At 29.2% G+C, this 22,502-nt stretch carries 23 protein-coding genes; 4 read left to right on the forward strand and 19 right to left on the reverse strand.

Features of this window, described 5'->3' with window-relative positions; all coding sequences use genetic code 11:
* Positions 1–43: 43 nt before the first annotated feature.
* The 6 genes from KQI86_RS00730 to KQI86_RS00755 form a co-directional block, all read right to left on the reverse strand.
* Positions 44–922, reverse strand: coding sequence for a MurR/RpiR family transcriptional regulator (locus tag KQI86_RS00730; RefSeq protein ID WP_216437243.1), 879 nt, complete (start codon positions 920–922; stop codon positions 44–46).
* A 190-nt stretch (positions 923–1,112) separates the two neighbouring features.
* Positions 1,113–1,823, reverse strand: coding sequence for a pseudouridine synthase (locus KQI86_RS00735; protein ID WP_216437244.1), 711 nt, complete (start codon positions 1,821–1,823; stop codon positions 1,113–1,115).
* 15 nt (positions 1,824–1,838) lie between these two features.
* Complete coding sequence (locus tag KQI86_RS00740) at positions 1,839–2,603, reverse strand: ZIP family metal transporter (protein ID WP_425514342.1); 765 nt, start codon at positions 2,601–2,603, stop codon at positions 1,839–1,841.
* Between the two features lie 77 nt (positions 2,604–2,680).
* Complete coding sequence (locus tag KQI86_RS00745) at positions 2,681–4,081, reverse strand: glycosyltransferase family 2 protein (protein ID WP_216437246.1); 1,401 nt, start codon at positions 4,079–4,081, stop codon at positions 2,681–2,683.
* Positions 4,082–4,185: 104 nt separating this feature from the next.
* Positions 4,186–5,652, reverse strand: coding sequence for a methyl-accepting chemotaxis protein (locus KQI86_RS00750; protein ID WP_216437247.1), 1,467 nt, complete (start codon positions 5,650–5,652; stop codon positions 4,186–4,188).
* Positions 5,653–5,678: 26 nt separating this feature from the next.
* Positions 5,679–6,245 carry a nitroreductase family protein gene (locus KQI86_RS00755; RefSeq protein WP_216437248.1) on the reverse strand — a complete coding sequence of 189 codons (567 nt, stop codon included), beginning with the start codon at positions 6,243–6,245 and terminating at the stop codon, positions 5,679–5,681.
* Positions 6,246–6,495: 250 nt separating this feature from the next.
* Between KQI86_RS00755 and KQI86_RS00760 the strand changes: the two genes are divergently transcribed.
* Entirely contained in the window at positions 6,496–6,678 is a 183-nt protein-coding gene (locus KQI86_RS00760; RefSeq protein WP_216437249.1) for a hypothetical protein, read from the forward strand.
* A gap of 45 nt (positions 6,679–6,723) precedes the next feature.
* On the opposite strand, the gene KQI86_RS00765 is transcribed toward KQI86_RS00760, so the two are convergent.
* The 4 genes from KQI86_RS00765 to KQI86_RS00780 all read right to left on the reverse strand — a co-directional run bounded on the left by KQI86_RS00765 (position 6,724) and on the right by KQI86_RS00780 (position 9,502).
* Entirely contained in the window at positions 6,724–7,251 is a 528-nt protein-coding gene (locus KQI86_RS00765; RefSeq protein ID WP_216437250.1) for an ECF transporter S component, read from the reverse strand.
* Between the two features lie 16 nt (positions 7,252–7,267).
* Positions 7,268–7,513, reverse strand: coding sequence for a TM1266 family iron-only hydrogenase system putative regulator (locus KQI86_RS00770; RefSeq protein ID WP_216437251.1), 246 nt, complete (start codon positions 7,511–7,513; stop codon positions 7,268–7,270).
* Positions 7,514–7,724: 211 nt separating this feature from the next.
* Complete coding sequence (locus tag KQI86_RS00775; protein WP_216437252.1) at positions 7,725–8,141, reverse strand: HutP family protein; 417 nt, start codon at positions 8,139–8,141, stop codon at positions 7,725–7,727.
* A 32-nt stretch (positions 8,142–8,173) separates the two neighbouring features.
* On the reverse strand, positions 8,174–9,502 hold the full coding sequence (locus tag KQI86_RS00780; protein ID WP_216437253.1) for an MATE family efflux transporter: 1,329 nt from the start codon (positions 9,500–9,502) through the stop codon (positions 8,174–8,176).
* 163 nt (positions 9,503–9,665) lie between these two features.
* Here KQI86_RS00780 and KQI86_RS00785 point away from each other — a divergent pair, with 163 nt between their 5' ends.
* Together KQI86_RS00785 and KQI86_RS00790 are read left to right on the forward strand one after the other, a co-directional pair.
* Positions 9,666–10,820 carry an amidase domain-containing protein gene (locus KQI86_RS00785; RefSeq protein WP_216437254.1) on the forward strand — a complete coding sequence of 385 codons (1,155 nt, stop codon included), beginning with the start codon at positions 9,666–9,668 and terminating at the stop codon, positions 10,818–10,820.
* Positions 10,821–10,854: 34 nt separating this feature from the next.
* On the forward strand, positions 10,855–11,574 hold the full coding sequence (locus tag KQI86_RS00790; RefSeq protein WP_216438262.1) for a polysaccharide deacetylase family protein: 720 nt from the start codon (positions 10,855–10,857) through the stop codon (positions 11,572–11,574).
* Between the two features lie 13 nt (positions 11,575–11,587).
* Here the strand turns inward: KQI86_RS00790 and KQI86_RS00795 are convergent, their stop codons facing one another.
* The gene (locus KQI86_RS00795; protein ID WP_216437255.1) at positions 11,588–12,448 is read right to left on the reverse strand and encodes a YitT family protein; all 861 of its coding nucleotides are present in this window, start codon (positions 12,446–12,448) and stop codon (positions 11,588–11,590) included.
* Positions 12,449–12,583: 135 nt separating this feature from the next.
* Between KQI86_RS00795 and KQI86_RS00800 the strand changes: the two genes are divergently transcribed.
* Entirely contained in the window at positions 12,584–13,234 is a 651-nt protein-coding gene (locus KQI86_RS00800) for a DUF4397 domain-containing protein (RefSeq protein ID WP_216437256.1), read from the forward strand.
* Positions 13,235–13,308: 74 nt separating this feature from the next.
* Here the strand turns inward: KQI86_RS00800 and KQI86_RS00805 are convergent, their stop codons facing one another.
* The 8 genes from KQI86_RS00805 to KQI86_RS00840 form a co-directional block, all read right to left on the reverse strand.
* A complete protein-coding gene (locus KQI86_RS00805; protein WP_216437257.1) occupies positions 13,309–14,709 on the reverse strand; it encodes a vWA domain-containing protein in 1,401 nt (466 codons plus the stop codon).
* A gap of 10 nt (positions 14,710–14,719) precedes the next feature.
* Complete coding sequence (locus KQI86_RS00810; protein WP_216437258.1) at positions 14,720–15,856, reverse strand: AAA family ATPase; 1,137 nt, start codon at positions 15,854–15,856, stop codon at positions 14,720–14,722.
* 14 nt (positions 15,857–15,870) lie between these two features.
* Positions 15,871–16,644, reverse strand: a complete 774-nt coding sequence (locus tag KQI86_RS00815; protein ID WP_246582610.1) for a hypothetical protein — start codon at positions 16,642–16,644, stop codon at positions 15,871–15,873.
* A gap of 172 nt (positions 16,645–16,816) precedes the next feature.
* On the reverse strand, positions 16,817–18,745 hold the full coding sequence (locus KQI86_RS00820; RefSeq protein ID WP_216437260.1) for a complex I subunit 5 family protein: 1,929 nt from the start codon (positions 18,743–18,745) through the stop codon (positions 16,817–16,819).
* Positions 18,746–18,778: 33 nt separating this feature from the next.
* Entirely contained in the window at positions 18,779–20,230 is a 1,452-nt protein-coding gene (locus KQI86_RS00825) for a monovalent cation/H+ antiporter subunit D family protein (protein ID WP_216437261.1), read from the reverse strand.
* 11 nt (positions 20,231–20,241) lie between these two features.
* Entirely contained in the window at positions 20,242–21,711 is a 1,470-nt protein-coding gene (locus tag KQI86_RS00830; RefSeq protein WP_216437262.1) for a complex I subunit 5 family protein, read from the reverse strand.
* Positions 21,712–21,713: 2 nt separating this feature from the next.
* Positions 21,714–22,076 (reverse strand): sodium:proton antiporter, encoded by a 363-nt coding sequence (locus KQI86_RS00835; RefSeq protein ID WP_216437263.1) that lies wholly within the window; start codon positions 22,074–22,076, stop codon positions 21,714–21,716.
* A 1-nt stretch (position 22,077) separates the two neighbouring features.
* Positions 22,078–22,497: an MnhB domain-containing protein gene (locus KQI86_RS00840; protein WP_216437264.1), complete on the reverse strand. Its 420-nt coding sequence runs from the start codon at positions 22,495–22,497 to the stop codon at positions 22,078–22,080.
* Positions 22,498–22,502 lie beyond the last annotated feature (5 nt).

Here is a 22,502-nt window from a genome sequence, read left to right on the forward strand (position 1 = left end):
CTTTTTTGGAGTCATAATGAATAAAACGAACCCTATGGTTCGTTTAATCAACTCTATTTTCCCTATAGGAATATACTTCATAATCCTCCCAAATCTTTTCTAACTCAGTAAATGTAGAAGATATCTTTTCTTTCTCCCTTAATCCTACAGCGATAATCAATGCATTTATAACACTTAAAGGCGCTACTAATGAATCCACAAAGGACGCCATATTACTTTGAGCAATTAATGTATAATCAGCTCTCGCTGCTAAAGGTGATAATAAGCTATCCGTTATAGCAACAACTTCTGCTCCTCTATTTTTTGCATAATCCAAAGCTTCTATAGTTCTTGCTGCATATCTAGGAAATCCTATTCCGATAACTAAGTCCTCTTCAGACACATTTAACATATGTTCAAATATATCACTTACTCCATATCCAGTTACCTTAACATTATCAAGTATTAAATTTAGATAAAATCCTAAAAATTCTGCTATAGCAGTTGAACTTCTAAGTCCTACAATATATATTTTTCTTGCTCTAAAAATACTATTTACTACCTCATCGAAGGTTACATGATTAATTTTTTCTAATGTAGCCCTTATATTTTCCATATCAGATTTAAGCACACTCTTAAGAGCACTTTCCTGATTTATAAAATCATTTGACAACTCAATTCTTTGCACTGTTGTAAGTTTGTTTTTTATCAATTCTTGAAGTGCTTTCTGTAATTTAGGATAACCACTGAACCCTAATTCATTAGCAAATCTTACTACAGTAGATTCGCTCACCCCAACACTTGTACCTAACTTAGCAGCAGTCATAAATGCGGCTTTATCATAATGTTTTAATATATATTCTGCTATTAATTTTTGTCCTTTACTTAATCTAGGAAATTTCGTTTGAATCGTGCGCATCAAATCTTGCTTATTGTCTTCCATAAACATCCAATCCTTTCTTCATATTCCCTGAGAAATGCAATATTTATTTCATTTTACCATCTATTGACGAAATTATCAATGATTCTTTCAATTTATCATACTATTCTTTATATATTGTTATAGTATATCTATCCTTTTCTTACTAAATAAATATAAAATCTAAACCCTTTAAGGTTTTATTAAAAAAAATTTATTCAATATTTTTTAGATAGTCTATTTCTTCTTTATTTAGAAGTCGCCAATCTCCCTTTTTTAAATTTCCTAGTTCTATTTTACCTATAGAAACTCTTTTGAGTTTTATTACAGGATGACTTATTTTTTCACACATTTTTCTTATTTGTCTGTTTTTACCTTCATGTATAATAATTGATACCTCTGCATTCCCACTATCAATAGAAATAATTTCAATTTTAGCAGGAGCAGTTATATATCCACCTATATCTAGCCCACTTTTAAATCTCTCTATTTCTTCTCTAGTGGGTATCCCTTTAATAAGTGCAATATAAGTCTTTTCTTTCTCCACTCTTGGATGCATAATATTGTTGTAAACTTCTCCATCATTAGTAAGTAACAATAAACCTGAAGTATCATAGTCTAGCCTTCCAATAGGATATATTCTTTCTTCTACTTTTACTAAATCTAATACAGTTTCTCTTCCTTTTTCATCTTTTACAGTGCATATATAACCCTCAGGTTTATTTAATAATATATATACCTTTCTTTCTTCAGGCTTTATTACTAATCCTTCTACTTCTACTGTATCTTTATCACTTACTTTATAACCTAATTCATCAATTATTTTTCCATTTACTTTTACTTTACCTTTTAAAATTATTTCTTCACATTTTCTTCTAGAAGCCACTCCACATCTAGCCATAAATTTTTGTAGTCTTTCCTCCATTGGTTTACTCTCCTTTTATCCTAATGTTACATCTAATATCATCATTATTACAAATCCAAACAATAGCCCATAGGTAGCTATTCTTTCAAAGCCATGTTCATGAGTTTCAGGTATTATTTCATCACTAATTACAAATAACATTGCACCCGCAGCCAATGCTAATATAAATGGTAACATAGGTTTTGATATTTTAATCATCAACATTCCTATTATTCCTCCAATAGGTTCCACCAATCCAGTAAGTAAAGCTATATTAAAAGCTTTTCTATTAGAGTAATTTTCTCTCTTTAGTGCTAGGGCCACAGCTAATCCTTCAGGTATATTTTGAAGTCCTATACCTAATGCCAATGAAATTCCATCATATACATTTCCACTACCAAAACCAACTCCAACAGCTAATCCCTCAGGAAAGTTATGAATTGTTATTGCAATTATAAATAACCAGACCTTAGATAAAGAAGAACTCACACTTTTTTCCTTATCTCTAAATAAAAGATGCTCATGAGGAGCATATCTATCTATAAGGTCTAGCATTATCCCTCCTGATAATATTCCAGCAGAGGTAAGAATTACAGCATTCAATCCTCCTCCTCCATATTCTATTGAAGGAACAATTAAGCTAAAGCATGTGGCTGCAAGCATTACTCCTGCCGCAAATCCTAATAATCCATCTAAATGTTTATGAGATATCTCTTTTGTAAAAAATATTGGTAGAGCTCCTAAAGCAGTAGCCATACCAGCGAATATACAACCAATTAATCCAATAAATACTGTACTCACTACCATCATCCCCTTAATAATATGTTCATATAAACATTATACAGTATAAAAAGCATATGATGAACTATACATATGCTTCACTCTACTTCCCCTATTCTAATTTTTCTTGTATGTTTTGTATGACTCCATTCTTTGTCTTTTTTATATATTATACCTTGAATTGTTATAGGAATCCAAGTAAAAACATAAATGTTATACATAAGATATCTAATAAAAAGTTTTAAATATTGCCTCTTATTTGCCATATATAAAATAGACAATATGACCATTAATAGTAATAAACTGAAAATCATTTTGTTTATAAAGCTATTATCCATATCAAAGATATGGGAATATGTAGTTATGCTTAAAAAATAAAATATAAAAATTCCAAACATAAATTTTGAAATTTTTTTCTCAATAACCATTATTAAAGGATTAATAGCCATTTGAAAAATAACAATAATTTGTATTATAACAGGTGATAGTATAACACTCATTGAAAAAAGGTTATCATTGTAAGGGATAATAGCATCTAAAAATGTGATTATAGTAGAAAGTCCAAATAATAATATTACAAAAGGTTGTATAGTATAAAGTGCACAATCTAATGCAATAATATCCTTTTCTTTATATGCCTTATGTATTAACTTTAAAAAAAACCTAGAAGAAACATCAGCAAAGCCTTGCATCCACCTTTTCCTCTGCTTCCATGATTGCTTTAAAGTTAACGGCTTTTCGTCATATACTATGGCATTATGTGCCCACCCTACTTTATAATTATTTAATACTAGTTTGCAAGTAAATTCTAGATCCTCAGTAAGACAAGTAGATCCCCAGCCCAGCTCTTTTAAAATCTTTGTATGTACACAAAACCCTGTTCCGCCTATTTGATTTGACAGCTTTAAATTTTTTCTACCTAATTGAAACAATCTATTTGTATTCCAAAATGATACAGAATAAGATTGCGTTATCCAAGAATCATATGGATTTTTACTATCAATATATCCTTGAACTACCATATATCCTTCACTTAACTTATTATCCATTTCAAGCAAGAAGTTCTTTGATATTAAATTATCCGCATCAAATATGCATATACCATCATAATCGGTTTCCATAGTAAAAATTTTATTAAACATCCATTCTAGGGCATATCCTTTGCCTCTTTTTTTATTATTTTTTCTTTCAAATACATTTACCCCCAGAGATGTTGAAATACTAGCGGTATTATCTGTGCAATTATCCGCAATTATAAATATATCATATAATTCCTTTGGATAATTAAGAGATTTTAAACTCTCAATAGTGTTTTCTATTACTAACTCCTCATTGTAAGCTGCCACTACCATAGCAAATCTTTTTGTTGGACTGTCATATATTTTATTTTTATCAACCCCTGAAAATAGTCCAAACAATGAAATTACAAAATAATATGAAGCTATTAAAAAAACAGTTATTTGTGTTATAGCGGTTAAATAATATAATAAATCTTTCATTAAATCACTTCCAATTTTAGCATAATAAAATAAAAGGGAAACTTTACTTTAATGTAAAGTCCCCCTTATGATAAAGTGTAACCATTTTTTATTTTTTTATTATACTAAAATATATTTTCTCCATTATCATCTAAAATCTTGGATATATTTTCTACTTCATTGAACATAGATAGAATTTTTTTTGATAATTCTTCAGCTTCATAATAACTCTTTTCAGCTAAAATTTTATCCCTATTTTTAATGCAACTTATAGTCTTGTCTCCAATTTTATGAAAGTTTAAATGCACTTCTCCAATATCATCCCATATTTTTTTTATCTGGCTATGAGATGGTGTTACAGCATAGTAAAAATGTCCGAACCCACATTTATGACCATTTGTTTGTAGAGGTTGCACTTCCATGACATCCACCATATTTTTTAACTTTTCAATCCATTTTTTATGAGTTTCTACCGCAGCCTCTATAGCTATTATAAATTCCTTATTAGGTAATTTAAAGATTTTTTCCTTAGTAATTGTTCCTCCTAATATAGCTAATTTATTTATTTCTTCTTCAATATGATCTAATGAGCTAGTAAGATTATCTATGTTTAAGGATTCATTTTTAATGGAATCTGATACTTCTGTTAAAGTCGTTGTATCATCAATTATAGAATCCATAGTGGCAGTTATTTCTTCTGTAGAGGCATTTATTTCTTCTGAACTTGCAGAAAGCACATGCATACTAGATACCATGCTGTCAATGGATCCTTTGTTCTTTTGGAAAGATGACGCTACCGTATTAACCTTGTTATCCATCTTTTCTATGTAATCAATTGTGTGCTTAACGCTCTCGACACTTACTTCAGAAGCATCTTCTATGTCCTTCATTAAATCTTGCATAAACTTTAATTGATCTTTAGTATCCTCGGCAAGTTTTCTTACTTCTTCTGCAACAATAACAAAACCTCTACCACTTTCCCCTGCTCTTGCAGCTTCTATACTAGCATTAAGAGCTAATAGGTTTGTTTGTGCTGCTATGCTATCTATACCTGTTACTATTCCTTTCATACTTGTAACTATATTCATAAGGTTGTCTAAATTAGACTCCATAGTTTTTGAATTTTCATTTAATGTGCTATTAACCTGAAGAATTTCTTCTAAAACTAAATTATTGTTATCTAACTCTTTTGTAATTATATCAGTTTGATTTACTAAATTTGTTATTTCACTTGAATTTTCTGTCATAGAATCATTTATTTGATTCATACTAGCATTTGTTTGTTCAATAGCTGCCAATAGGTTTTCAGAAGAATCCTTAAGTTTTACAGAATACCTCTCTAAATTTTCAACTGAGTGAGTAAGTTCAACTTTAAATGAACTAGCTTCTGTTGTTGTTTTTAATAATCCTTTAATTAACTTATTAAAGTTTGTAGAGACTCTTCTGCAAGTACCTGTTATGTCTCCAATAAATTTTATTATTCTATTATCATTATTCTTAACTATATCTTCCATTGCATTAATATCATTTTTTTCATAACTAACTACTATTTTTTCAATTTCCTTATTACATCTACTAAATTTACGAAACATTATTAAACCTCCACAATAAATTAAGTTTAAAATTTACCTTCTATATACACTTCTTCCAAAGGTTTTCTGATTCCTGGTTCTTCTCTATTTATCAAATCTTCCGTTGGTAAAGTAGTTTTATCACCTAAATGACCGATTGCAACCACAGCTAATATATCATATTCTTTAGGTATATTTAAGGTTTCTCTCGCTAAATCTTTTTTGAAACCACCCATTGCATGAGTAATTAAACCTCTTTTCTCAGCTTCTAATGATAAATATCCCCAAGCAGTTCCTGCATCAAATTTACTCCAATAATTTTCTTTTCCATTAAGGTCAAAAATGTTTTTACTTAATATAATTATAAATGCCGACGCCTTATCAGCCCATAATCTATTGCTATCTACCAATATTCTTCTTGCCATATTTAAATGCTCATCCTTATACATCAATAAGAATTTCCATGGTTGTTCATTAAAACAAGATGGAGCATATCTAGCAGCCTCTATTAGTGGAAGTAAATCCTTTTTTGATAAACTTTCTTCTTTAAAAACTCTAGGTGACCATCTTTTCTTAATTTCTTCTAAGATATTGTAATTAAAAGATCTATTCATATCATAGCTTCACATCCTTTTATATTTTTATTGAAATATTTTCTAATAACACAATTTATTATACTACATTAATTTGTTAAATTGTACAGAAAAAACTAAGTTTACATTTTAACTCATATACATAATTTATATTATGTATACCAAACTATGATAAAAAAATATTAATTCACCGAATTACAATATTGGAATATATTAAAAATATAGACTCTCCGTATTTTCATTAACATATTAATAAAAAGGAGGGTTGATTATGGGACACAAACGTAGACATTGTTGTAAACATGATTGCTGTCATAAAAAATGTGACTGCTGTTGTAATAGTTGTAGTAGCCGTAAGTGCTGTGATGGATTTGGAGGCGGCAGCTTCTTTGGTGGATGCAACAATGGTATATTGCCATTAATTGCTTTAGCATTGATTTTTAATAAATGTTAGTTCAATAATAATAGAGGCTTTCCTTAAAAGGAAGCCTCTTAACATTTATATTGCCTTATTTTTAATTAATATTTTCACTATTAAAATTCCTAAGAAACCACCAATTAAAGCGGTAATAAGTTGAGGTATACCCATCATAACTCCAAGTTTTTCAGCAACTTTTCCTGGCAATCCTAAATTAAACAAATAAATTAATTTTTTTGCGGATAGAGATAAAAATAAGAATTTTAATACCGCTGAAATTGATAAAAATATATAATTATTTATGTCTTTATTTCCTTTTAATAATCCAAATGAAATAGTAAATATTGCGTTACCTACGGCTATAAAAGGTACAAATGGTCCCATAGGCCCAGGAAGTTGTCCAATTATCCAAGCTAACATAGGAGTTAAAGCACCTAATAAAACAGCCCAAGAAATTCCGCTACTAAACACAGAAATAATCAACGCTGCATTTACTATAGAACCTACGAAAATTTGACTAATCTGAGGATAGCTTCTCCCTAAAGCCTGAACGCCTATGGAAATTGCTAATAACAAAGCAGTTCTAACTAAGTTTTTAGATTTATTCATGATACATACCCCCTCATTATTTTTTAGTTATAGCAGATTTTACATTGATTCCTGTTATATTACCTAGTTTCCCTGTTAATGCACTAATTTCATCTGAGGTACCATCTACAATTAAAGAAATTACACTAATATCCCTTTCCCTATAAGGTATTCCCATACGTCCAACAATTATATGAGCATATTGATGTAGTATATCATTTACTTTAACTGAGCTCTCAAAGTTTTCAATTACGATCCCCACTACTCCAACTCTTTTATCCATTATAAAACCTCCTTAAAATAAAAAACCTCCCAGTTAAACTAGAAGGCTTATGTTACCAAAATTAATTATATGTAGGCACAATACTCCCCCCTCTTGTTTAGAACTTTCCTCACAATTAGGCTGATTTGTTAAATTAATTTTAAATCTATTCCCCTTTATCCGACCCTTCCAATAAAAGAGATAAAATTTTCGGTATGTAATTTAAATGTTTTTAAACATCTGGTATAGAGCGATGCCCTATTCCAATAACCACTTCATTTAAATGAAGCAACCCTATGCTCATAAAAATACAAACACTTAAATGCTCACCAGCTCTTGAAATCCCTATCTTTCCTCCAACATTCAAACCACTAGCCTTACTTAATACCTGTAAAATAGCTTCTCTAGTAGCACCAGCTACTGCTCCATCATGCACATGAGAATCTTTTATAACTCCACACCTTTTTGAAGCTACTAAGGCCCTTTCTACTATCTTTGGAATAGATGTATTAATATTTCCACCTATATCTACTGCTACAGTACTTATTCCTTTATTTTTAAAATTTTCTTCTAATTTTCTTTCTTCTTCTCTTGAGGATATTGCCATTTCTATTGCAGCTTTTGCAACATCTACACTACCAATTTTCACGATTTCACACCACCTCTATTCTTACTACATTATCATTGTATCATATTTACTTTTCTCTTAAAACCAAAATACATTAAAATACCATCCACACCCCATTGTAATGAGGTTATCCACCAAACATATGTTACTGGTTTCTTATAAATATAAATAAAATAATACATTAAGGGCATCCTTATAAACCATGCGGTAAAAGTAGAAATAATAAAAGGGGTTTTAGCATCTCCTAATCCCTTTAAGGCCCCAGAAAACACACTAGAGATTGCTATAAATGGCTGCTCTATAGCTCCTATTAAAAGACACATTCCAGTATAGTAGATCACCTCAACTTCTTCCTTATTAACAAATATTTTTGATAGTTCAAATGGAAATAGAAAAAATATCCCTGAAAATATTAAGCTAATTATGGCTGCAAATAGGCATGAATAGTAAGTATACTTTTTCGCCATTAAAATATTTCCCTCTCCTATCTTTATCCCTACAATGGTGGTTATAGCTATTCCTAAGCTTATACTAAGCATAAAAGATATAGCTTCTATTGTGTTTGCAATTTGATTTGCTGCAAAAGCTCTTGAGCCTAAAGATAAAATCATTCCAGTACAAATTAATCTACTGATACTATATGCTCCTTCTTCAAATATGCAAGATAGTCCTCCTCTTAAAAAATCAAATATTTTATATAGTCTAATTTTTTTATTAAAAATTAGACTATATTTATTCTCCCTTAAATGTTTTATTATAAAAAAAGCTCCTAAAATTTGCGATATCAATGTAGCTAAAGCTGGGCCTTTAATTCCTGTTGGTACTGCGAAAAGCTCTGATACAAGTAACAAATAAAAAGTTATTTTTGAAAAACATATGATTAATGAAATGATAAATGGCGTAATTGTATCTCCTACTCCTCGTAATATAGCATTTATAGTATGCACAAATATTCCTGGAATAAGAGTTAAGCTTATTATTTTTATATAAGATATTCCTAAAGCCATTACTTCTCCTTTTGCATTCATAAGGGATAAAATTTTACTGCCACCCTTATTCAATAATACACATAATACTATAGATAATATCATTCCCAAAAATACTCCTATAAAGGAATAATCTATTACTGATTGTCTATCTTTTTTTCCAAAACTTCTAGCAATGTACGAGGTTATGGCAATACATAAACCTGATGTTATAAATATAGCATAAATACTATCTATTAATTCATTACACAATGTAATAGCACTTACATATTCATTACCACCAAATCTTCCTATCATAATTAATTCAAAGGAATTTGCAAAATTATATACTATCATTTCTCCAATTACTGGTATGGATAGTATTATTATATCTTCAAATACTTCTTTTATTTTCATTTATTACACCAAATTATTACTATCAATAATGTATATTTATATTTTTTTATAATACAACCAATTTTAGATAAATAACTATAAATTTTACCTTTTTAATTATATGCAATTTGGGAAACACTATCTTTAGATTTAAGCTTAATTTTTTGGAGGTGGGCTAATCTTAATGAAGAAATATTTAAAAATAATTTTACCCTCTTCACTGTTATTATTATTTTCCTTACTAGTAGCCTTTAATTATAGCAATGATAAAATTGACAAAGAAGAGTACCTTCAAATCATAGAAAACATTTATAATGAACGTTCTGAGGTTTTTATTACTGGAGATTTAAATTCACTACCTCAATATTTCGATACTTCTCAAAAGTATGGAAAATGGGCTTTAGAAAATGAAATTAGAAGAGTAAAATATTTAAGGCATTGGAGTCATCAAAGAGGTATAGCCTTTACTGATATAAACTCCAAAATAATCTTAAATAAAGTTACTAAAACTGATAGCGGTGTTAAATTATCTTTAAAGGAAATATGTAAATTTAGTTATGTATATAAAGATGATCAAACACCTATAACTAATAACTTTGCCGTAGGTTTGCGACATAATGTTCATATAGTAAATAAAGATGATAAATGGATTATCCGTACAGACTGGTATACCGATTGTTTTGGCGATGCTTTAAAAGCCTATACTGGTGATTCAGTAGCAATGGATTTATCAGGAGAGAAAGTATATTCTCTTCCCAATTGTCCCAAAATCATAGATTACGATACCTCTAAAAAATATAATAGAAAAAATGCAGTGGAATATGCAGATAAGTATTCAGGAGCTTCTTTAGAGGAAGGTACAGATTATAAATACAATAAAAAATACAAAGATTTTAATGGCCTTGGAGGAGATTGCACAAATTATGTTTCTCAAGTTCTGGGGGATAAAGAAGCAGGAGGATTAAAATTTGATGGTACTTGGTATTGTAGTTATAACAAGTTTGGAGGCAGTGAAGGTAGCAAAGCATGGGTAAACGCAGATGCTTTTAGAAATTATTTAATATATAGCGGTAAGGGTACCTTAATAAAAAAAGGAACCTTTGAAAAATTAATTGCTCCTAATGAAACATCTCCTTGCGGCGCTGTTGGAAAACTAGAACCTGGAGATCTTGTGTGTTACGCATTAGGCAACAATATTGACCACTTTGCTGTAGTAACAGACTTTGATTCTCATGGATATCCACTTATAAATTCCCATACCACAGATAGATATCATGTGCCTTGGGATTTAGGCTGGGGAGATAAAAATGTTTATTTTCACTTAATACACATACGATAATTATGAAAGAGATGATACTATGAAACGTAAAGATATGAAATATAAAAAATTGTATTTTACTATAATTTTATTTAGCCTATGTATATTAATATCGGGATTTAATTATTATTATAATGATGGTGGTAAGGATGAACATGTAAATAAACCGGTATACTTAACCTTCGATGATGGCCCTACTTATGTGGTTACAAATAAGTTATTAGATATATTAAAGGAGCATGATGTTAAAGCCACCTTTTTTGTTGTAGGCAAGGAAATAGAAGACAAAGAAGATATACTTAAAAGAATTTATGATGAAGGCCATAGTATAGGTCTTCATACTTACTCCCATGATTTTAATAAGATATATAAAAGTGATGATATTTTCATTGAAGAGATGTTAAAAACACAAAAAAAAGTTAAAGAAATCACAGGATATACATCTAATATAATAAGATTCCCCGGGGGAAGCTCCAAGCATTTAAGCACAGAGCTTTTAGAAAAATTACACCAAAATAATTTTAAAATATATGATTGGAATGTTAACATATCTGATGGAGTAAACCCAAACTTGACAATTGATCAATTAGCATCTAATGCTAAAAAAAATAGTAAAAACTATTCCAGATTAATAATACTTATGCATTGCAACTTTAATAATAAAAACACTGCAAAAGCTCTTCCAAAAATAATAGAATACTATAAAGATTTAGGATATGAATTTGAAACTATAACTGAAGATACAAAAGAATATTACTATAAAATAAAAAAATAGGCAGTATTTCTGCCTATTTTGATTTCTTTTTAAATCCTTTCCCTTCCACTTCAGATACATCTAAAATAGATATAAATGCATTATTATCTATTTCTTTTGTAATATTTTTGATCTTTGGAATCTCAGCTAAGGGAACCACACAATACAATATCTTTCTTTTATTCTTAGTATAGGCCCCTTCTCCATAAAGAAAGGTAACTCCTCTTCCTAAGTTTCTCAATATCCAGTCACTTACCTCTTCCTCTTTTTCAGTTATAATTAAGATAAGTTTATCTCTATTGAATCCTTTAATTACTCTATCTATTACAAAAGATGTAATGTACATAGATACTAATGTGTATAACGCACTTTCAATACTAAATATAAAAGCTCCTATTGTAACTATTACGCAGTTAACAGAAAAACTTATATTTCCTATATCGAAGTTCTCATGTTTCTTTTTAATTACTGCCGCTACTATATCAAGTCCTCCACCAGAACCGTTATTACTAAATCCCATTCCAACTCCTAGACCATTTAAAACTCCACCATAAATACATAATAGTAAAGGATCATCAATTTTAATAAAACCTCTCATGGGCACCGTTAGTATTAACATAATAGATAAGGAAGTAGCTCCAATTATTGAATAAATAGTAAAACGCCTATCCATTTTTTTATAGCTTAAAACAAATAAAGGTATATTAAATGCGAAAACAAAATATCCTGAAGGTATTTTAAGTAAATATTCTAATATCAATGAAATACCAGAGACCCCACCACTTAATAAATTGGCATTGGCAATAAATAGGTTAATACCCACAGAAGAGAAAAATGTACCAAGTATAATGAAAAAAATGTTTTTCAAACTTCCTTTATTAAAATAATTTTCCAAGTTTAATCCCCCTTAAATACATTATAAATTTATAATAAAATACTTCTATATTTTTCTCATAAATGTAACCTCAATATATTTATTTCATATATTAATAATGTAAGTATTACTATTTGAAAGGTTTAATGTTTAAAAATGTTTAATTGTCCATATTTTACACCTAATAATTTTAGAAGTCTAGAAGAAACTTCTTATATTAGAATATTTCACGCTTCTCCTAATGCCCCTGCTGTAGATGTTTATCTTAATGATAGACTAGTTGCTAGGAATTTAAAATATAGAGATTTCACAGAATACCTTAAAGTTACACCTAATAACTATAATGTCAAAGTATACCCAACTGGTAATAGTACTACACCAATAATTAATACTAGCTTATCTGTGGGTAAAAATCAAATATTAACTGCTGCAGCTATAGGTCTTCTTGACAATATTAGTATTAAAGTAATTGAAGATCCTCCAGTGCCTATAGAGCAAGGCAGTGTAATGCTAAGGGTTGCTCATCTTTCTCCAGATGCTCCAAGGATAAATGCATCTTTAGCTAACGGTAACATTAAATTTGATAATGTAGACTATATGGAAGTTACAAATTACCAAAAAATAAGTCCAGGATTATACACAATGGAAGCAGAGGCTGCAGATACTGGAGATTTAGTCCTAATAGTTCCTAATATATTGCTAAGGTCAGATAAATTCTACACAATATATATAATTGGATTAGCTTCAGGTACACCGTCCCTCCAAGTAGTTATACCTTTGGATGGAAATAGTTATATAAAATTTTAGAAGTATAAGGAGGCACATATATAAAATGCCTCTTTATATTTTTTGGCTTTCCTTCACCATCTTTCACTTTTATATTAAATATATTGATTAGCTGCACAAGCCCAGTCCTTAATTATTTCCTTCATTTCATCTAATGCAATGGTGACATCGTTTTTTATTATTTTTTTATTTGATAGCTTCTTAATCTCTCCATGAGGATTTGTCAAAGAAAGATTATCTTCTTTACCTGTAAGTACCCATAAGGTTTTGAAATTTATGGGCTTTACTTTTAACTCTACTTCTCCTAGTCCATCCGTAAAATAAATAAGAAGATGGTTTCTTAATTTGTTTTCATAGATATACTGAAATACTGGTGAATAAGAGGTACCTCCTCTTGTATCTACTTTTGCCTTTATGTCTCTTAAATCCTTAACCTTATATATCCTCCTTATTCTATCATCACATTCTATAACAGTAATTTCACAAGGGTGATTTTTTACAATGGAAAATATCTCTACCATTATCTTCTTAATTTCTTCATCTGTAACACTTCCACTGATATCTATAGCCACTAATATTTGTATTACATGATTGGATAGCCTTCCTCTTAAATCCAACCTATCTGGCTGCCTTCTATTTTTTCTTGTTATAGTCTTCTTATATCCCACTGGAAGAGCCCCCATCATTTTTTTCAGATAAGCACTCCAAGATATTTCAGGTTTTTCATTAAGGTCTTTCAAGGCCTTTTCAACAGCATTAGGAATCTTACCTTTGCTAGCATTATTTGCTGTTTTTCTTGTTAACTCTTTTATTTCTTCAAAATTATAATCCTCTTTATTTTCTGTCCAAATATCATGAGTTTTCCAGATATCATATTCTTTTGAATATTTTATTTCAGACTTATCTCCCTCATTCTTTTTCTCTAAAATTTCAGGTCCTTTATCTCCACTTAGTTTGTTCATTGCCTTATTTAATTCCTCAGCATAATGCTCTGCATTTTTTTCATATTCTAAACTTGCCTTAAATGACCAGTTAATCATTTCAATAGTATATGACCAGGAGGGTAAATTTTTTATATATTGATTTATAGAAATATCTAAGACTGCATTAACTACAAAATCATTATATTTTTTTCTTAATTCTCTCCCCCTTACTATATGTCCAAACATTATATGATATACTTCATGCTTAATTAATGCCTTCATCTCTTCTAATCTGCATTCTAAGAATATTACAGGATTCACATGAAGGATAAAATGCGAAAGGGATGCTGTTGTGCCTAGAGGGGAAGCCATGTTAAAATCTAATCTTCTTTTCATTTGAATTATAAAAAGAGCAAAGAAATTATCTTCTCCCCTCATAAGAGAAAATGTACATAACTCTAATAGTTTATTAAAGTCATTTATAAATTTAGAACTGGGATTAGCTTCTTCCTCCCATGAATAGACTTCTTTTAATAACTCTTTTCTTATCAAATCAAATTTACTTTCTTTCATCTCCATCCCTCTAATCTTCTAATTCATTATATAGAGCAAAATAGCCTTCAACAAAAATTTCATCACCCATAAATTCTTTATATAAAGTGTCTTTAAAATTAAACTTTATTTCCTGCATAATACCCATTTTTAAATCTGCAGGATATAACTGAAGAAATTTAGAAAATATTTTAACTTCCCTATCTCTATATTGTAAATCTTTTAAATAAGTTAAAGCATTTTTTGAAGATAAATAAAGTCTTGAATGACTTTCTCCCTTTACTCTTCCTATAAGCTCTTCACTTAATTCTTCCTGTGCAAATATTTCTTCTGGAGAGATCAATGGATGTCTATTTTCCTGTAGATAATTAATAAAATCCTGTGCAATGGCACCACCTACATTACCTTTTACCACATTGTAAAATATTTTTGATGGATATTCTTCTTTATAGTTCGTATACACACTATAGGATTTCGATATTCTTTCCCAGCTTCTTGGTGTAGCCTTAATAGCTTCTTGTGAATATGGAGTATGCAAATATTCTGGGAAACTTGCAATAAACTGCAGTACATCTTCATGTATTTTTCCTTCCTCACTTACTCCCCATTGCATCCATGTCTTTACATCTGCTTCAAGCTCTACCCAAACAAATCTATCCTCTTGGGCCGGATCCATTTCTACTACTTGATAATCACTTTGAGAAAAGTTATCATATTTATTAGAAGGATTCATAGCTGCTATTACGTCTACTTCCTTAGGAAGAAAATATCCATTTATCTCTCTATTTAGTATAATATTCATTAGTTCTTGTTGGACAGCATGTTCACATCTATTTAATTCATCTATAAAAAGCAACACTTTTCTTTTTGGATGTTCTTTTATAGCATCTTCTATTTGTAACAACTTAGTATGAATTGCATAAACAGTTTTCTTTTCTTTCTTAACTAAGCCATCTATATTTTTTTCATACTCATCTACTGTAGGTAGCCCTCCAATTTCACCTTCTTTTAACAGGTTTCCATCGATGTTAACTAAAAAATATTTTTCTCTTTTACTCAATTCCCTAACTAAAGCAGTTTTCCCTATACCACTTTCTCCTATAATTAATGGAACAGCACCGCTCTTAATTACTAAATCTACTGTTAATAAAGCATCATTAAAATTCATATATATTACACTCCTTACATACCTAGTTTATAATCTAATAAAACAGTCTTAGCTTTCATACTTCCATATTTGTAAATAAAGCGAACCTTATCAAATTTAAATGCATCACACTCTATAAAATCTAATAAGAATTGATTATCTGCCTCTTCTTTACCTATCTCTTCTATTATAATTGGTTCTAATTCTTTTAATTTCTCTTCTTTAAGATATTTCGCCACTTTTACATTTACCTTAATATATTTATTAATTTTTTCATCTGTTATGTGAAGATATCTCATAGCCTCTTCATTGCTTCTTATACTTTCTAGCTCTGCCTCATCACAAGGATTGTCTATAAATTTTATAGAAGACCAGTCCTTTTTAACAGCAACCATTTGTATTTCGCAAGAAGGATTTTTTATAAACTTTATAGAATCAAAATCTTTTTCTACTGCTATCTTTTGAAGTTCTATATCGGGGTTTAAGGCAAATTGTATTGCCCATCCTTTTGACTCTATAGCCTTTTTTATTACATTATAGCTTTGGTCTTTAATATATCTTAAAGAATTCCATGCTTTTTCTACTACATATAAACACATATCTTCATTAGGGTTATGAATATATTCAATAGCCCATGGATTTTGCTTTAGTGCTTCCCACATAACATTTTCCGATGGATTCTCTACATATCGAATTAATACCCCATTGTTCTTTACTACAGCTAAAGCCATATCTTCAGTGACATTAGTTAGTGATTTAATATAATAAGGATCCTTTTTTAGTTTTTCTATAATCTCTTTTTCTTCCAAAGTCAACACCACCTTATTTTGCATATCTATATTGAATTTATATCTTTTTAGAAATTATTTCAACATTAAAATATTAGCATAAAAACAAAGAGAAGGACAGCTATCAGTAGTTATTACCACTTTAAGCTCCTTCTCTCAGCTTTTGATAATTGTTTTTATTTACTAGTAATTATTAATACATTAAAGTTATTAGAATAACCAAAAGCATAACACCAAAAATATATATTGAATAAGTTATACTACTTAGTTTATAGCCTGTTAAACTAAACTTCTTATTTAATAATTCTTTTAATTTTCCATCTACGTCATTTTCAAATTTGATTTCTACATTACCAATCTTTTTCATATTATCATTGATTAAATATATAAGTTTTATCAAACCTTCATCAAATACCTTTAAAACAAAGCTTAAAATTCTGAATATAAATTTAAATAAAGGGATATAAATATTTTTTTCTATGCTAAACCAGCTTAAAGTAGTATTTATATAAGTGATTTTCTTATCTGATACAACTCTTAAATGTTTTCTAATGAATAATATATAGACTAGTACACCTAACCCTATAGAAACAAATGAAGATTTAATATTTTCAATAGAATAAAAATCTATAGGAATTTCACCATAAATACCAAATGAAATTGAAGCTTTTTCTATTACTTTAATCACAAACTGAGGATTTACTCCTATAAATAATATCAATAAAGCCAAAATTACCATAGGTATAAATGTAGTTTTACTTATATATTTTTCCTTAGAGTATTTGTCTTCTCCTTCCATAAATATAGCAACAAATAACTTTAGCATATATGCCGTTGTAAATCCGCTACTAATTACAAAAATATATTCCCCTAATGTTAGCCATATACCTCCATATATATGCAAAGCTTCTGCTAATGCATGATGTAGTAAATTCTTACTTATGAAGCCATTAAATCCTGGCATTCCAATTATTCCACACAAGCCAATTAAGAATAAATATTTAAATATATTTTTATTTTTTCCAAATCCTAATATAGAATTAATATCCAACCGATGTAAACACATATATACTGCGCCAGCAGCTAAAAATAAAAGTACTTTATAAATTACATGATTTATTATATGGTATAGCGTTCCATAAAAAGCTATGGCTTTATGTTCTCCTAAAATGCCCATAAGTCCTATACCTACAAGTATATATCCCATTTGACTCATACTACTGTATGCAAGTGTCCTTTTTATATTTCTTTGAAATAGTGCTAGTAGTCCTCCAATAAACATAGTTGTAAAACCTAAGACTAATATTACAGAAGAAATATTAAAATCATCAGGAAACATATATCCAGTTGTTATCATTATTCCAAAAATACCTGTTTTAAGTAATATGCCTGATAGTATAGCACTGGCTGGTGCTGGTGCCGCGGGATGCGCCTTAGGTAACCAAATATGCAATGGTACGGCTCCAGCTTTAACTCCAAATCCAAATAAAATTAAAGATGCAATTAAATACTTTATATCTCCTATTTTACTTACAGCAATTTTAAGCTCTCCTAGCAGGAGGGTTTGAGTAAAATCATAAAGTAAAAACAATCCCATTAATAGAACTAATCCTCCTGCTACTGCCATAATTATATATGTGTCTCCAGCTTCATGTGAGGATTTCTCTTCTTCATGTATTATCAATGGGTACGATGTTAATGACATAATTTCAAAGAATGTAAATAGATTTAGCAAGTCCTCTGAAATAAAAACTCCCAAAGTGCTCCAATACGTTAACATGAAAAACACATAATATCTATTTTTATCCTTGTATGACTTCATATATGAAATAGAATACACTATAACCAAAAACCATATTAAAGTTGTTAACCATACAAAAATATATCTAAAAGCGTTTAATTTCAAGTAAAGTCCTGTTCCCATAATATTGGGTACTAATAAACGCATGTCCTCACTCAACACTTTAAGATACAGACTACTTACAAATATAAACATAATAAATGTAGAAAAAATATTAAATACATCTCTATAACTTTCTCTTATTCTACCAAGCAAATATGAAATAATCGTTGAAATCAATGGAAATAAAATTATAAATAGTAATGAATTTTCTCCAGTCAAAATTTCACCTTCCCTCTCTATTGTATTTAATATTTACATTAACTCTTTTGCTATTTCCTGTATAAAACTAAGAACTGGATTAGGGAATAGTCCAAGAATTACTGTTATTGTGGTTATACATATTATAGGGATAAGCATTTTTCTTGGAGCTTCATTAGTAATATGGGGATTCTCCTTCTCCCTTTTAAAAAAGGCCTCAGTTATTATTGGCAACAAATACATTGCAGTAAGCAGTGCACTAAATAGTAATATAGCTGGAAAAAGAATTTTGCCTTCCCCTAAACTTCCTTGAGCTAAAAACCATTTAGAAACAAAGCCATTTGTAGGTGGTATTCCTATAAGAGATATAGATGATATGGTAAAGCACCATAATGTTATTGGCATCTCTCTTCCAATACCTTTTATTTGGCTTATTTCTGTTTTTCCTCTAGTGTACATGATTGCCCCTACACAGAAAAATAAGGTGATTTTTATTACCGCATGATTTATTAAATGTAGCATTGCGCCTACAAAAGCATTTCTATTTACAAGAATTATTCCTAACAAAATATATCCCAATTGACTTATGGTGGAATATGCTAATCTTTTCTTAAGATTTTCTTGATGAAGGGCTAAAAACGACCCCATTAATATAGATATTATTATAAATATAGTTAAGTATTTTGTACTTTCATTATTTCTTATAAATTCAGCTCCATATATATAATAAACAGTTCTAACAAGGGCAAAAACACCTGATTTAACTACTGCTACAGCATGTAATAATGAACTTACTGGAGTTGGTGCTACCATAGCTTGCGGAAGCCATGAATGAAAAGGTACTAGGGCTGCCTTAACACTAAAACCTAGAAACATAGTTATAAAGCTTATAGTATATAGCTTTATATTTTCATTAGATAAATTATTTATTATGCCTTTAGGCAAAAATGATAAGTCTTTAGTTAAATTAAATAAAATAATCATTCCAAAAAGCACAAGGGTTGCTCCCGCAAATGAATAGATTAAATATTTTCTTCCACTATTTAAAGCTTCTTTTGTATCAGAATGTATTACTAATGGGAAAGTAGCTAAAGTTAATAATTCATAAAATAAATAAAGTGTTATTAAGTTACCTGAAAAGGCTATGCCTAATGTTACTCCTAAGGTAGTTAAAAAAAATGAAAAAAACCTATTTTCTTTTCCTTCATGTTTCATATATTCCATAGCATAAATAGTAGTAAATATCCATAAAATCGAAACCAATATAGCAAATAATATTGTAAGTTTATCTATTTTAAAATATATATCTAAGAATTCATTGAATACAAACAGATGTATTTTTTCTTTATTAAAATACTTAAAAACTATATAAACAAATATAAAATTTAAAGAAGTAATTATAAAAACAAATATATTTCTTTTTCTTCTGCTAAAATTACACAACCATATTAAAATAGCTGCTATAAAAGGAAAGATTATTGGTAATAAAACAATTATATTATTCAATATAGCTCCTCCTACACTAAACCAGTCTTAATTAAATCTATTATAGATTGAGATTTAACTCCTATATATATCATAGTTAAAATTAAAATTATTATTGGCAATAATTCTTTTAAGGGTTTTTCTTTACTTTTATATACCTTATTTTTTAAATTTTCTTCACCAAAAAAACCATTTATAGCAATTGGAAAATAGTATATTGCATTTAATAAGCTACTTAATAGTATTACCCCTATTAATATAATTTTGTTAGCTTCAATACTTGCTAAAGCTAAATACCATTTGGAAACAAAGCCAGGTAATACAGGAATTCCTATCATGGATAAAGATGCAATAAAGAACATCCCCAAAGTATAAGGCATCTCCCTACCAACACCTTTTAAATCCTCTAATTCTTTTAATCCCGTACTCTGAATAATTGAACCTGCACTTAAAAATAAAGCTCCTTTAGTTACTGCATGTCCTATAATATGAAATATAGCAATTGTAACCCCTAGCTCCGTACCCAATCCTATGGCAAAGAATATATATCCCATTTGAGCTACAGTAGAATATGCAATTACTTTTTTAATATTTTTCTGATATATTGCAAATATTGATCCAAAAATCATTCCTAAAGATCCCAATATCAATATAATATTTAATATTGGAAGATTATTAATTATCTCTTTTCCAAATACCTTATAGATAATTTTTATCAAAAACCATACATATCCTTTCAATACCAGTGATGACAATATGGCACTAGAAGATGTTGGCGCATTAGCATGAGCATCAGGAAGCCATGTGTGTAATGGAAACATAGCACTCTTAACACCTAATCCTATAGTAAATAATCCTAAGGTTATTGTAGTAATCCTAGTATATTGACTATAGTTTTTTATCATGCTCTCATGGATAAAAGTCATATTTAAATGCCCAGTGATTGAATATAAAAAAGCAATCCCCATAAGTACAAGACCGGATCCTAGGCAGCTCATTATTAAGTACTTAATTCCAGCTTTTATATTTTCTTTTTTATCCTTTATAACTACTATTCCACAGGAAGCTAAGTTACCTATTTCAATAAATACAAAGATATTAAATATATCATTTGAAAAAACTATCCCTAGAAGAGAACCTACTAAAATGTTTATTAAAAGATAGTATAGATTTATTTTTTCTTTGCTTATGTCATAATCTATATTGTAAATTGAATACCATATTACTATAGATGCCACAAAGGTAAAAAGCATACCTAACATACATTCAACTACACCTACATAAAATTCAATACCTATAGGTGCAGGAAAATGTCCTATTCTATAATAATATCCCCCCGTTTTTATTACATAATTTAATGTAACAAAATACATTAAAAAGCACGCTAAAAAAGATATGAGGCTAATTCCCTTAGAAATCTTTTCTTTTTTTATCACTGGCATTATAGTAGCCGTAATAAATAGTAATAACAGCGCAACTAATGGAAAGCTATCAATAGGCAAATCTACTCATCTCCTTTTTTTAATATTTCATCTAACTCTATTGTTCCATATTTCTCGTGAACTTTTATAGTTAATGCTAATGCAAAAGCCGTAGTGCTTACAGCTACTACAATGCCTGTAAGCATAAGAGAAGTAGGAATTGGGTTTATATATCTATCCACTCCCTTAAAAGACTCTACTATGATGGGTGCTTCTTTTCCAGCTATATAACCTTTTGATATAAAGAAAAGAAAAACTGATGTATCCATAATGTTTAGCCCAATAATTTTTTTTATTAGATTATTATTTAATAGTAATGTTACAAATCCTATTCCAAATAGTATTACTGAAGCAGTCTCATAATAGTTAATAAATAGCTTTTCCATTTTATATTTCACCTTCTTCAAATAAGCTATATAAAAAATATATAGTTATAGATACAATTATCCCTACTATAATATTTAAAGGAAGCAAAAATCCACCACTTAGTATATTCCCTGCCTTTCCTAAAGGTGGGCCTGGCCAATTTAAATCACTTCCTCCAGATATAAAACTATAGCCCTTTATAGTTCCATACATAATTAATGCAATTGACATGATCTTTACTAATTTACTATACTGAAATTTTTCTCTTGCTTTATCTTTTCCAAATACAATCCTATAAAGTATAAAACCTGTACCTAAAACCGTTCCCCCAGCAAATCCTCCTCCTGGACTTAAGTGGCCGTGTAAAATTATATAAATGCCAAAAAGGTGTATGAAAGGCAATATTGTTCTACTTACTTCTTTTAATATAATATCCTTCATTTTAC

It is taken from the genome of Clostridium mobile (assembly GCF_018918285.1).
Taxonomy (GTDB): Bacteria; Bacillota; Clostridia; order Clostridiales; family Clostridiaceae; genus Clostridium_AW; species Clostridium_AW mobile.

Bases quoted from the DNA above. Each gene is read 5' to 3' on its own strand.
- KQI86_RS00730 (WP_216437243.1), bottom strand. From the start codon at position 922: ATGGAAGACAATAAGCAAGATTTGATGCGCACGATTCAAACGAAATTT.
- KQI86_RS00735 (WP_216437244.1), bottom strand. From the start codon at position 1,823: ATGGAGGAAAGACTACAAAAATTTATGGCTAGATGTGGAGTGGCTTCT.
- KQI86_RS00745 (WP_216437246.1), bottom strand. From the start codon at position 4,081: ATGAAAGATTTATTATATTATTTAACCGCTATAACACAAATAACTGTT.
- KQI86_RS00750 (WP_216437247.1), bottom strand. From the start codon at position 5,652: ATGTTTCGTAAATTTAGTAGATGTAATAAGGAAATTGAAAAAATAGTA.
- KQI86_RS00755 (WP_216437248.1), bottom strand. From the start codon at position 6,245: ATGAATAGATCTTTTAATTACAATATCTTAGAAGAAATTAAGAAAAGA.
- KQI86_RS00760 (WP_216437249.1), top strand. From the start codon at position 6,496: ATGGGACACAAACGTAGACATTGTTGTAAACATGATTGCTGTCATAAA.
- KQI86_RS00765 (WP_216437250.1), bottom strand. From the start codon at position 7,251: ATGAATAAATCTAAAAACTTAGTTAGAACTGCTTTGTTATTAGCAATT.
- KQI86_RS00770 (WP_216437251.1), bottom strand. From the start codon at position 7,513: ATGGATAAAAGAGTTGGAGTAGTGGGGATCGTAATTGAAAACTTTGAG.
- KQI86_RS00780 (WP_216437253.1), bottom strand. From the start codon at position 9,502: ATGAAAATAAAAGAAGTATTTGAAGATATAATAATACTATCCATACCA.
- KQI86_RS00785 (WP_216437254.1), top strand. From the start codon at position 9,666: ATGAAGAAATATTTAAAAATAATTTTACCCTCTTCACTGTTATTATTA.
- KQI86_RS00790 (WP_216438262.1), top strand. From the start codon at position 10,855: ATGAAATATAAAAAATTGTATTTTACTATAATTTTATTTAGCCTATGT.
- KQI86_RS00800 (WP_216437256.1), top strand. From the start codon at position 12,584: ATGTTTAATTGTCCATATTTTACACCTAATAATTTTAGAAGTCTAGAA.
- KQI86_RS00805 (WP_216437257.1), bottom strand. From the start codon at position 14,709: ATGAAAGAAAGTAAATTTGATTTGATAAGAAAAGAGTTATTAAAAGAA.
- KQI86_RS00810 (WP_216437258.1), bottom strand. From the start codon at position 15,856: ATGAATTTTAATGATGCTTTATTAACAGTAGATTTAGTAATTAAGAGC.
- KQI86_RS00835 (WP_216437263.1), bottom strand. From the start codon at position 22,076: ATGGAAAAGCTATTTATTAACTATTATGAGACTGCTTCAGTAATACTA.
- KQI86_RS00840 (WP_216437264.1), bottom strand. From the start codon at position 22,497: ATGAAGGATATTATATTAAAAGAAGTAAGTAGAACAATATTGCCTTTC.